General features: G+C 31.9%; 10 protein-coding genes. 1 reads left to right on the forward strand and 9 read right to left on the reverse strand.

Going from position 1 to position 11,925, the window contains the following annotated elements:
• Nucleotides 1-127 precede the first annotated feature (127 nt).
• The 7 genes from WA340_RS14170 to rpsO all read right to left on the reverse strand — a co-directional run bounded on the left by WA340_RS14170 (nucleotide 128) and on the right by rpsO (nucleotide 8,327).
• Nucleotides 128-991, reverse strand: coding sequence for a sigma-70 family RNA polymerase sigma factor (locus tag WA340_RS14170; protein WP_013869172.1), 864 nt, complete (start codon nucleotides 989-991; stop codon nucleotides 128-130).
• A 100-nt stretch (nucleotides 992-1,091) separates the two neighbouring features.
• Complete coding sequence (locus tag WA340_RS14175) at nucleotides 1,092-2,294, reverse strand: glutamate-5-semialdehyde dehydrogenase (RefSeq protein WP_336129556.1); 1,203 nt, start codon at nucleotides 2,292-2,294, stop codon at nucleotides 1,092-1,094.
• 12 nt (nucleotides 2,295-2,306) lie between these two features.
• Nucleotides 2,307-3,083 carry a glutamate 5-kinase gene (gene proB, locus WA340_RS14180; RefSeq protein ID WP_223077450.1) on the reverse strand — a complete coding sequence of 259 codons (777 nt, stop codon included), beginning with the start codon at nucleotides 3,081-3,083 and terminating at the stop codon, nucleotides 2,307-2,309.
• A 1-nt stretch (nucleotide 3,084) separates the two neighbouring features.
• The gene (gene proC, locus WA340_RS14185; protein WP_262497782.1) at nucleotides 3,085-3,918 is read right to left on the reverse strand and encodes a pyrroline-5-carboxylate reductase; all 834 of its coding nucleotides are present in this window, start codon (nucleotides 3,916-3,918) and stop codon (nucleotides 3,085-3,087) included.
• Between the two features lie 234 nt (nucleotides 3,919-4,152).
• Complete coding sequence (locus WA340_RS14190; RefSeq protein WP_336129557.1) at nucleotides 4,153-5,562, reverse strand: glycosyltransferase; 1,410 nt, start codon at nucleotides 5,560-5,562, stop codon at nucleotides 4,153-4,155.
• Between the two features lie 112 nt (nucleotides 5,563-5,674).
• On the reverse strand, nucleotides 5,675-7,900 hold the full coding sequence (locus WA340_RS14195; protein ID WP_336129558.1) for a polyribonucleotide nucleotidyltransferase: 2,226 nt from the start codon (nucleotides 7,898-7,900) through the stop codon (nucleotides 5,675-5,677).
• Nucleotides 7,901-8,057: 157 nt separating this feature from the next.
• Nucleotides 8,058-8,327 (reverse strand): 30S ribosomal protein S15, encoded by a 270-nt coding sequence (rpsO, locus tag WA340_RS14200; protein ID WP_027881040.1) that lies wholly within the window; start codon nucleotides 8,325-8,327, stop codon nucleotides 8,058-8,060.
• A 203-nt stretch (nucleotides 8,328-8,530) separates the two neighbouring features.
• Between rpsO and WA340_RS14205 the strand changes: the two genes are divergently transcribed.
• Complete coding sequence (locus WA340_RS14205) at nucleotides 8,531-9,628, forward strand: sensor histidine kinase (RefSeq protein WP_336129559.1); 1,098 nt, start codon at nucleotides 8,531-8,533, stop codon at nucleotides 9,626-9,628.
• Between the two features lie 56 nt (nucleotides 9,629-9,684).
• Here WA340_RS14205 and accD read toward each other — a convergent pair whose 3' ends face one another.
• Both accD and fbaA read right to left on the reverse strand, forming a co-directional pair.
• Nucleotides 9,685-10,542: an acetyl-CoA carboxylase, carboxyltransferase subunit beta gene (gene accD / locus WA340_RS14210; RefSeq protein WP_336129560.1), complete on the reverse strand. Its 858-nt coding sequence runs from the start codon at nucleotides 10,540-10,542 to the stop codon at nucleotides 9,685-9,687.
• Between the two features lie 229 nt (nucleotides 10,543-10,771).
• The gene (gene fbaA, locus WA340_RS14215; protein WP_336129561.1) at nucleotides 10,772-11,839 is read right to left on the reverse strand and encodes a class II fructose-bisphosphate aldolase; all 1,068 of its coding nucleotides are present in this window, start codon (nucleotides 11,837-11,839) and stop codon (nucleotides 10,772-10,774) included.
• Between the last annotated feature and the right edge of the window lie 86 nt (nucleotides 11,840-11,925).

The raw sequence follows: 11,925 nt of genomic DNA on the forward strand, positions 1-11,925 counted from the left end.
ATTGTGTTGTTGTTTTGGCAAAAATAGGTATAAAAAATGAACCCGAAGTAATCAGCTTCGGGTTCTTTCATCAATCAAAAAACGAACAGTTATGATTAACTGTTTGTTAGGGTAAAAAACGTACTTATTATCCTAAGTAAGTTTTTAATATTTTACTTCTAGACGTATGTTTTAATCTACGTATAGCTTTTTCTTTAATTTGTCTTACACGTTCTCTGGTAAGGTCAAAAGTTTCTCCAATTTCTTCTAATGTCATTGGATGTTGATTGCCTAAACCAAAGTAAAGTCTTATTACATCTGCTTCACGAGGTGTTAACGTTTCTAAAGCGCGTTCGATTTCTGTACGTAAAGATTCGTGTAATAATTCTCTATCTGGGTTTGGCGATTCGCCAGAGTTTAATACATCATATAAGTTAGAATCTTCACCTTCTACTAAAGGTGCATCCATACTTACGTGACGACCAGAGTTTTTCATAGACTCTTTAACATCGTTAATAGTCATGTCTAACTCTTTTGCAATTTCTTCTGCACTTGGTGGACGCTCGTGTGCTTGCTCTAAAAATGCAAAGGTTTTATTAATTTTGTTAATAGAACCAATTTTGTTTAAAGGTAAACGTACAATTCTAGATTGCTCTGCTAACGCTTGTAAAATAGATTGTCTAATCCACCATACAGCATAAGATATGAATTTAAAACCACGAGTTTCGTCAAAACGTTGAGCAGCTTTGATAAGACCTAAGTTACCTTCGTTAATTAAATCTGGTAATGTTAAACCTTGGTTTTGATATTGTTTAGCAACCGATACAACAAAACGTAAGTTAGCTTTAGTTAATTTTTCTAATGCTACTTGGTCTCCTGCTTTAATACGCTGTGCTAACTCTACCTCTTCATCTGCAGTAATAAGGTCTACCTTACCAATTTCTTGAAGATACTTGTCTAAAGAAGCAGTTTCTCTGTTAGTAACCTGCTTCGTAATTTTAAGTTGTCTCATCTAAAAATAGAGTGATTTATTTAATGTGAATAATTTGCTATCAATAGTTATACGTAAGACAATTACTTTTTGTTACAAAAAAGTTTAATTTTTTTAAAAATTAACTTGTTCTTATGTGTCCGTCACCAAAGACGTAGTATTTATTTGTAACTAATTGCTTTAATCCTAATGGACCACGATGGTGTAACTTATCTGTACTAATAGCAAGCTCTGCACCAACACCCATTTGTCCGCCATCTGTAAATCGGGTAGATGCATTATGGTATACAGCTGCACTATCTACTTGCTGCATAAATTTTTTAGCTAATTCTTTATCTTCTGTTATTATTGCTGCCGAGTGACCTCCAGAATATTTATTTATCATGTCGATAGCGTTATCTTCATTATTAACTTCGGCTAGCATAATTTTCATAGCTAAAAACTCTTCGTACCAAACGTTGTTATCTTTCACTTGGGTTTCATTTGGAAGAATTTCACTTACATTTTCATCTACTAAAATATCGACACCAAGCTTGTGTAACATGGTTTCTAACTCTTGAATCTTCTTTTCGTATTCAGGAATATTCTTATCGATTAATACTTTATCAAGTGCGTTACATCCTGAAATTTTATCGGTTTTGGCATTAACAATTACTTTTACGGCTTTTAACCAATCTGCATCTTCTGCAACGTATAAAAAGTTGTTACCTCTTCCGCTAATTAATACGGCGCAAGTAGCATTGTCTTTAACAAATTTAATTAAGCGTTCTCCACCACGCGGTACGATTAAATCTATTTTTTCTGGTGGGTTTTTTAAGAAATCTTGAGTTTCTTCTCTTTTTAAATGTAATAATTTAATCCAATCTTTTGATAATCCATTCTCTTCTAAAGCTTGATGCCAGCATTTTTCTAAAATAATATTACTGTTCACAGCTTCTTTACCACCTTTTAATAAGATTTTATTATTGGCTTTAAAGGCTAAAACAGCAGCTTCTATAGTTACATCTGGTCTAGACTCATAAATGATAAGAATAGTGCCAAATGGCGCTGTTTTGTTGGTGACTTTAAGTCCGCTATCTAAAGTTAAATCAGAAATAGTCTGTCCAACAGGATCTTCTTGATCTCTAACTTCTTGTATTGCTTTTATCATACCGTCAACCTTTGCATTATCAACAACTAAACGGTCGTATAATGCTTGGTCTTCTTTATCAAAAGTGTCTAAATCTTTTTTATTTTCTGCTATAATTTGATTTCGTTCTTTATCAATAATAGTTATCATTGAATCTAGAACTTTATTTTTTATGTTTTTATCTAATAATTTCATTTTCAATTTTTTTTAGTGAATAAATTTTGTTCCTATTTCTTTATCGTCTACAATGTCTACAATTACATTTTCTCTTTTACCATTGGCGATGTAAGTCGGAATGTCTTTTTTAGCGGTTCCCTTGGCTATTTTTAATTTTGAAGCCATACCACCACGTCCTTCGCCTTCTTTTTTACCAGAAGCTTTTACATATTTTTCTACATTTTGATCAACGGTGACCTCAGTAATTTTTTCTGAATCTTCATCATCTGGATGACCGGTATATAATCCGTCTGTATCAGATAAAATTATTAACCTGTCTGCATCTATTAATTCTGCAACTAAACTTGCTAACTCATCATTATCAGAGAACATAGACATACTTAAAGAAACGGCGTCATCCTCATTAGCAATAGGAGTTACACCTTCTGCCAATAAACCTTGATAACAGTTTATCATGTTCTCACGGTGTTTACCAGCATCAAAATCTCTTTTGGTTGCTAAAACTTGGGCGCATCGCATCCCATAATCATGAAAAATACTATAGTAATGACGCATTAAACGAGGTTGTCCTACAGAAGAATATATTTGACGTCTTATAGCTTTATCAGTTGCTTTGATTTCGCCTAAGACTTCTTTTCCTGCAATTGCAGAACCAGATGACACTAATACAACGTCTATATCTCTTTCATTTAAAACAGAAATTTGTCGTACTAATTCTCTTAAAACCGGTCCTAAAATTCGGTTATCTTTATTTGTAAGAACGTTGGTTCCTACTTTTACTACAATTTTTTTAATATCGTCGTCCATTTTATTTGTCTTTACCTAATTCTACAGCTCTATCAAATGCAGCATATGCAGCATCTTGTATTAACTGTTTTACATTGTTATCTTCCATACTATCTATTGCAGCTTGAGTTGTACCTCCTTTAGAAGCAACTCTATTTATCCAAGATTTTGGAGATAAATCTGACTGATTAAAAAGTTCTATTGCACCTTCAAAAGTATTGCTTACTAAAATTTTAGAATCGTAATCTGAGAAGCCCATTTTTAATGCAGCTTCTAACATAGATTGCATAAAATAGAATACATATGCTGGTCCACTACCAGAAATTCCTGTAGAGGCATCGATAAATTTTTCTGTATTAACATGAATAGAAGTACCTGTAGTGTCTAGTAGATTTCTAACCATGATTAACTCTACTTTGCTAACAGCGTCAGATTCTGTGTAAGACGTTACACCTTTACCAACTTTTGCTGGAAGGTTAGGCATTGCTCTTACAACTTTAATAGCGCCTAATTGTTCTTTAATTGTATCTATTGTTACACCAGCCATTAATGACACAATAATTTGCTGATTGTTAATTTTTGGCTTCATTTCTTTAAATAAATCCTCGCTATGATATGGCTTTACAGCTACAAAAACGATATCTGCTTTTGGTAAACAATCGTCTAAATTATCATAAACATCAAAATGAGGTTCTTTACTTAAAGTTTCGATTTTTTTTGGATCAGTATCAAATATTTTAAGATTATGCTTACCTAAAAGTGGTGAGCTAGCCATACCTTCAGAGTATGTTAATCCCATATTTCCTGCTCCAATAACTAATACTTTCATGTTTTTTAAAGTGTTGGTTTTAAATATTATACACTTATTATTGCACAAGGACTGTACGGAACACCCGAAAAAAAGAATTAATTTAAAAAATTGTTATATATGAAACTTATCTTAGTAAAGTTTGAAGGTTTCTCAATTATTGAGTAAAATCCTTAGTGTATTTTGAAAAATTAATAAAATTAAAAACTGACATAGTGTCGCAAAAATGAGGTTTTGTCAGTTTAAATTATAGTCTGTGCCAATTAATTGCTTTAATATTAACTAGCGTGTTAACCAACCAGGTTTTCTAGCTGTTGCTATTGCATAAGGAGTTATCCAGAACAATGCAAATGTGTACACAATGCTATATGTAAATGCCCAAAACCCTTGTAGTGATTTATATCTAGTAAAAAAGAACAGTAATGAGAATGATGAAATTATTAAAATACTAAATAGAGTAGTACCTAAAAATAATAAAGGATGAACCATTACAAAAAATAGCATGAATAAGACAAATGGATAACTTAGAAGTAAATTAGAAAATTGACTAATAAATAATAGTCTTGCTCCTAGTTTATTGTTTTTTCTGAAATTAGTAAATACGTATTTAGACATTTCTAGATTTTCTCTTACATTACTTCTAGACCATCTTATAAACATTTTATATAGTCCAGGATATTCTTCTGGAACATTAGTGTAAGCAATAGCATTACGTTGAAATAGAACATTTTTTCCTTGTTTTAATATCATATTTGTTAAAGCTCTATCTTCACCAATATCAGATGGTTTTCCCATAAATTTTTGATTAATCCAATTATCTAAACACGCTAATACAGCATCTCTTTTGTATGCTGCTAGCGCACCAGGTGTACATAATACGGTGTTTAAGTTACTTTCTGCAGATCTTACAAACTCAAAACTCATTACAAAACTAACATCTAGCATTTTAGGTATAATTCGTTTTTTATTGTTAAGTACTCTTATATTTCCTGCTACAGCAGCACAATTTTCATCTTTAGAAAATGGACTAACAAGGTTGCGCAATGTATCTTTAGTTACAATAGAGTCGCTATCAATTGTCACAAAAACTTCTCCTTTGCCTAAATTAAAACCACGATATAGCGCATGCCTTTTTCCTTGGTTTTTTGGTTGCTTGAAAATTTCTAATTCATCTTTAAGCTCTTCTTTAGCTTTCTTAATCCATGACCAAGTATTGTCTAAGCTACCATCGTCTATAGCTATTAATTGTAGTTTGTTTTTTGGATAATCACTTTTTGAAATGCTTATTAATGTATCATATACTTGTTTACCTTCGTTATATGCAGGAATGATTACTGTGCATGTTGGTAAACTTTGATCTTTAACAGATGCTATAGGTTTATATTTAAAATAGTTATAAGTGGTATATATGAAAAAAAACGCTTTGTATATAAATAATGAAGTAGCTATTATGAGAAAGCATAGACCCAATAAAGATTCTTTTCTATTATTATTGAATGTCTCTAAGTCTGCATAAAAAATAGAAAGTAAGTACAATCCAAAAGCAATAAATATAAACGAACTTAATAATATCGCTCTATTTTGAGTGTTTTCAGTTTTGGTTTTTGAAGTAGATAAAAGTTTTTTAATTGATTTGAAAAATTTGTTTTGGTTAAGTGTTGAGTTGCGCATAAATAAATGATTGTTTATCATATTTACGCCTTAATCTAAAGTGCAGACTTTGTTAAATTAATTTTTAAGAAAACTTTATAAAAAAACCTCGTAAAGAATTACGAGGTTTAATTTTTTAGTTTTTAAAAAAGAATTAGTCTTTTTTGTCATTTCTAGGTTTTCTGTCGTCACGTTTGTTGTTGCGTTCACGATTTCCACCTTTATTATTATCACGTTTAGGTCTGTCTTGCCAACCTTCTGGTTTTGGTAAAATAGCTTTACGAGATACTTTTTCTTTTCTTGTTCTTGGATCAACACCAAAGTATTTTACATCAAAAACGTCTCCCATGTTTACAACATCAGATACATTTTCTGTACGTTCCCAAGCTAATTCACTTACGTGTAATAAAACTTCGTTTCCTGGTGCTTCTGTATACTCTACAACAGCTCCAAAATCTAACATTTTAATTACTTTTACTTCGTAAATGCTGCCAACTTCTGGTTTAAATAACATCGCATCAATACGAGCTAATACAGCATCGATTCCTTCAGAACCAACTCCTAAGATTTCAACAATACCTTCTTCAGTAACAGGATCTTCATTTATAACAATAGTAGTTTCTGTTTCTTTTTGTAGTTCTTGAATGTTCTTTCCGCCAGGACCAATAAGTGCTCCAATAAATTCATTAGGAATACGTCTTGTTACCATTTTTGGTGCGTGACCTTTAACATCTGCATTAGGTTCAGAAATAGTATCTGTTAATTTGCCTAAGATGTGTAAACGACCATCGCGAGCTTGTTTTAGTGCATTTACTAAAATCTCATATGATAATCCTTTAACCTTTATATCCATTTGGCAAGCAGTAATACCATCTGCGGTACCAGTTACTTTAAAGTCCATGTCTCCTAAGTGATCTTCATCACCTAAAATATCAGATAATACAGCGTATTTTCCAGAATCTGCGTCAGAAATTAATCCCATTGCAATACCAGAAACAGGTTTCTTTAATTTTACACCAGCATCCATAAGTGCCATAGTACCCGCACAAACTGTTGCCATAGAAGAAGAGCCGTTAGATTCTAATACTTCTGATACTACACGTACTGTATATGGACAATCTTCTGGTACCATACCTTTTAAAGCACGTTGCGCTAAGTTACCATGTCCAACTTCACGTCTAGAAGTACCTCTAATTGGTCTTGCTTCACCTGTTGAAAATGGAGGGAAGTTATAGTGTAAATAGAAACGCTCTTCACCTTCAAAAGATGGCATGTCTATTTGATTAGCTTCTCTACTTGTTCCTAAAGTAACGGTTGCTAATGCTTGCGTTTCTCCACGAGTAAAGATAGAAGAACCATGTGTTGATGGTAAGTAATCTACCTCACACCAAATTGGTCTAATCTCTGTTGTTTTACGACCATCTAAACGTAATCCTTCGTTTAAAGTTAAGTCACGTACAGCAGCTTTTTCTGCTTTGCTGTAGTATTTAGAGATTAAATCACCGAAATCTTCAACTTCTTCTTCAGAGAATGAAGCGATTATTTCTTCTTTAATTTCGGCAAATGCAGCACCACGTTCGTGCTTAGAAGATCCTGCTTTTGCTACAGCGTATACTTTATCGTATGCCATATCGTGGATCTTTTTAGCTAAATCTTCGTCTGCTCTTTCTGGTTCGTATTCTCTGGTTTCTTTTTTACCAAAAGCTTCAGCTAATTTTGTTTGAGCTTCACACTGTATTTTAATAGCTTCGTGAGCAGCTTTGATAGCTTCTGTCATTTCTTCTTCAGAAATCTCATCCATTTCACCTTCTACCATCATTACAGAATCAGCAGATGCACCAATCATCATGTCGATATCAGATTCTGCTAATTGTGCTAATGTTGGGTTGATGATGAATTCTCCATTAATACGTCCAACTCTTACTTCTGAGATTGGAGTTTCAAAAGGAATATCTGATAATTGTATAGCAGCAGATGCAGCTAAACCAGCCATAGCGTCTGGCATAACTTCTGGGTCATGAGACATTAATTGAATCATTACCTGAGTTTCGCTGTGGTAATCTTTTGGGAATAATGGACGTAAAACACGGTCTACAAGACGCATAGTTAATACTTCTCCGTCGCTTGGTCTTGCTTCTCTCTTAAAGAAACCACCAGGGTAACGACCAGCAGCAGCAAATTTTTCTCTATAATCTACTGTTAACGGTAAGAAGTCTACGTCTGCAGCTTTATAGTTGGAAACAACTGTACATAATAACATACATTTTCCTGATTGCACAACAACAGAACCATGAGCCTGTTTTGCAAGTTTTCCGGTTTCGATAGATATTTCTCTACCGTCCCCAAGGTCAATGACCTCTTTGTAAGTTTTTGGAATCATAAATTTTTTAATTCTAATTAAACAATGGTCGTTGTGTTGTTGTGTAGTTGTTGTGTGACCAATGAAAAACTATAATTAGCTTCTTCAATTCCGATAGTTATACTCGTTCGAAAGCGAGTTATATAATGAAAAAAAGAGGCGCGAAGCCTCTTTTTAATTATTTTCTTAATCCTAATTCTTTCACTATTGCACGATATCTCATGATATCTTTTTTAGTTAAATAGTCTAAAAGCGCACGACGCTTACCTACCATTTTTACAAGAGAACGCTCTGAGTTAAAATCTTTACGATTCTTTTTTAAGTGTTCTGTTAAGTGGTTAATTCTGTAAGTGAATAATGCAATTTGTCCTTCTGCAGAACCAGTGTCGTTTGCTCCTTTACCGTGTTTTGCGAAGATTTCTTCTTTTTTTTCTTTTGATAAATACATGCTAATATTATTGTAAATGATTGTTATGTACACGAAAGGTTATCTTTCGAGCGGCAAATATAAGTATTTTTATTAAAACTATATATTTAAATGTATAAAACATCTAATTAGATATTTTTTTAATTTTTTTTGAGTTTATATCGAGTTTTTTTGATACTTAACTCTTAATGATGTAATTTTATAGCGCTATAAATCAATGTATTATGAACTTCGAAATCGAAAAGATCAAAAACGATCTTTTTGAAAATATCTTTAACCAAGCTAAAGAAGGGATTGCTATTGTTAGTTTAAAGGGAGAATGGGTAAAAGTTAATGCTAGTGTGCTAAATACTTTAGGTTATACTAAAGAAGAGCTTTATAGTATGACTTTTAAAGAGATTACCCATAAAGATGATTTTGATATAGATTTATCTAAGATGAAATCTTTGCTATCAGGGACTATACCTAGCTATTCTATGAAAAAAAGATATTTTCATAAAGATGGTCGTGTAATTTGGGCTAGGCTAAGTGTGTCTTTAGTTAAAGACAATTTAGATAAACCTCAATATTTTATTTCTCAAATATCAGATATAAGTCAAATGATAAAAAATGAGAATAAATTAAAATCAATGCTAGATATCGTAAAGATTCAAAATGAGCGTTTATCTGATTTTACAGAGATTATTACCCACAATTTAAAAACTCATGTATTTAATTTATCTACGCTTGTAGATTTTATTGAAGAGGATATTCCTGAAATAAAGCCAAGAGAAGATTTTAAAATGCTTAAAGATTCTGTTACTAATTTAAATGATACGGTACTGCATTTGACTGAAATTTCTAAAATAAAAACAATTAAAGAAAATAAGTTAGATAATCTTAATTTATGCGAATACGTTAGTAAAACTATTTACAATGTAAGTGCTTTAGCAAAAAATATTGATTGTAAAATAGTAAACAAAGTTGAAGCTAATTGTGAAATAAAAGCTATACCAGCCTATTTAGATAGTATTATTCTTAATTTTTTGACAAATGCTATTAAGTATAGATCTAATGAAAGACCATTAGAAGTGACTATTGAAAATGAAATAAAAGGACAATTTAATATTTTGAAAATTAAAGATAATGGCTTAGGTATAGACTTGGATAAGTTTGGAGATAGCTTATTTAAGTTATATAAAACGTTTCATTATAACAAGGATGCAACTGGTGTTGGTTTATTTATAACAAAGAATCACGTAGAGTCTATGGGAGGAAAAATTGAAGTTGAAAGCCAAGTAGATAAAGGAACTACTTTTAAAATTTTCTTTAGAAAAGGATGAAATTAAATATATGATTTATAAAAAAAAAGACCTTTGTAAAAAGGTCTTTTTTTATTTTAAGCTCTTAACGGCTGATTAGTTATTAAGTCTATGTACTTATTAATTTTGTTTTTTAAATCTTTACGATGTGTAATAAAATCTAAGAAACCATGCTCTAATAAAAACTCTGAGGTTTGGAAGCCTTCTGGTAACTCTTGTCCTGTAGTATCACGTACAACACGTGGTCCAGCAAATCCTATTAAAGCACCTGGTTCTGCAATGTTTATATCTCCTAACATCGCAAAAGAAGCAGTAGTACCTCCAGTTGTTGGATCTGTACATAAAGAGATGTAAGGTAAACCTGCATCTGCAAGTTGTCCTAATTTAGCAGATGTTTTAGCTAACTGCATTAATGATAAAGCAGCTTCCATCATACGTGCACCACCAGATTTGGATATAATCATAAATGGAAGTTTTTTCTTTAATGCATAATCTGCAGCACGAGCAATTTTTTCTCCAACAACACTACCCATAGATCCACCTATAAAAGCAAAATCCATACAAGCAATTACTAAATCTTTTCCTTTAGATTTACCGACAGCGCAACGTACAGCGTCTTTTAAATTTGTTTTCTTTTCAGCAGCTTTTAAACGATCTGGATACTTTTTTGTGTCTTCAAATTTTAAAGGGTCTTTAGATGTTAGGTTAGCATCTAGCTCTTTAAACTTGTTATCATCAAATAAAATTTCAAAATATTCTTTACTTCCTATTCTTACGTGGTATCCATCCTCTGGACTTACATAGAAATTTTTCTCTAATTCTTTAGAGTCTACTATTTTACCAGTTGGAGACTTATACCATAAGCCTTTAGGAGTGTCTTTTTTTTGTTCTGTAGAGGTTTGTATACCTTTTTCTTTTCTTTTAAACCAAGCCATATTGATTTACGATTTTTATTTACGGTTTTAAAATTATGCTTGAAAAACCGGTTTTGCTATTAGTTAGTTTTTAAATAATCAAGCGTACAAAATTACAGTATTTATTATTTAATCTCAAAAAATTGAAATGTTTAACTGTTAATTTTAGACTTGTAAACATATAAAAAATCCTGCTTAACTAAATGGTTATAGTATATAAGCAGGATTTATTTGTTTTAAAATTTAACGTTTAAAGTGTATTTACGTTATTTAAATCTTCAAATGCTTGTTTAAGACGACTTACAAATGTTTGTTCCCCTTTACGTAGCCAAACACGTGGGTCATAGTGTTTTTTGTTAGGAGAATCTGGTCCATCAGGACTACCAATCTGAGATTTTAAATAATCTGCTTTTTCTCCCATATAATCCCTAACACCAGACATAAATGCATATTGCATATCTGTGTCTATATTCATTTTTATAACACCGTAACCTATAGCTTCTCTAATTTCTTCTAAAGTAGAACCTGATCCACCATGAAATACGAAGTCAATATGGTTGTGTGGTACATTATATTTTTCTGAAATATATTCTTGAGAATTTTTAAGAATTTTTGGAGTTAACTTTACATTTCCTGGTTTATAAACTCCATGTACATTTCCAAATGCAGCAGCAATAGTAAATTGATCACTTACTTTGCTTAACTCTTCATAAGCGTAAGCTACTTCTTCTGGTTGTGTGTATAGTTTAGACTCGTCTACATCACTATTGTCTACACCATCTTCTTCACCGCCTGTAATACCTAGTTCTATTTCTAAAGTCATTCCCATCTTGCTCATTCGCTCAAGATAAGTTTTACAGATTTCAATGTTTTCTTCTAAAGGCTCTTCACTTAAATCAATCATATGAGAGCTGTAAAGCGGTTTACCTGTTTCTTTATAGTGTTGCTCACTAGCGTCTAACAATCCGTCAATCCAAGGTAATAATTTTTTTGCGCAGTGATCTGTATGTAAAATTACAGGAACACCGTAAGCGTCTGCCATTTGGTGTACATGTTTTGCACCTGCAATACTACCAGCTATAGCAGCTTTTTGATCTTCGTTACTTAAACCTTTACCAGCGTTAAATTGAGCACCACCATTTGAGAATTGTATAATAACAGGAGCGTTTAATTCTGCTGCAGTTTCTAAAACACCGTTAATTGTATTAGATCCAATTACGTTAACAGCAGGTAATGCAAAGCCTTTTTCTTTAGCTAGTTTAAAAATTTCTTGAACTTCTTTTCCGGTTGCAACTCCAGGTTTAATGTTATGAGCCATTTTAATTTAATTTGTTGAATTAGTAATGTTTGTAAAAGTAAGGAAATTAGATGTTATTTTTAAGTTTTTAGGTACAAAACCACGCA

The sequence above is a fragment of the Mesoflavibacter sp. CH_XMU1422-2 genome, from assembly GCF_037029245.1.
GTDB classification, from domain to species: domain Bacteria; phylum Bacteroidota; class Bacteroidia; order Flavobacteriales; family Flavobacteriaceae; genus Mesoflavibacter; species Mesoflavibacter zeaxanthinifaciens.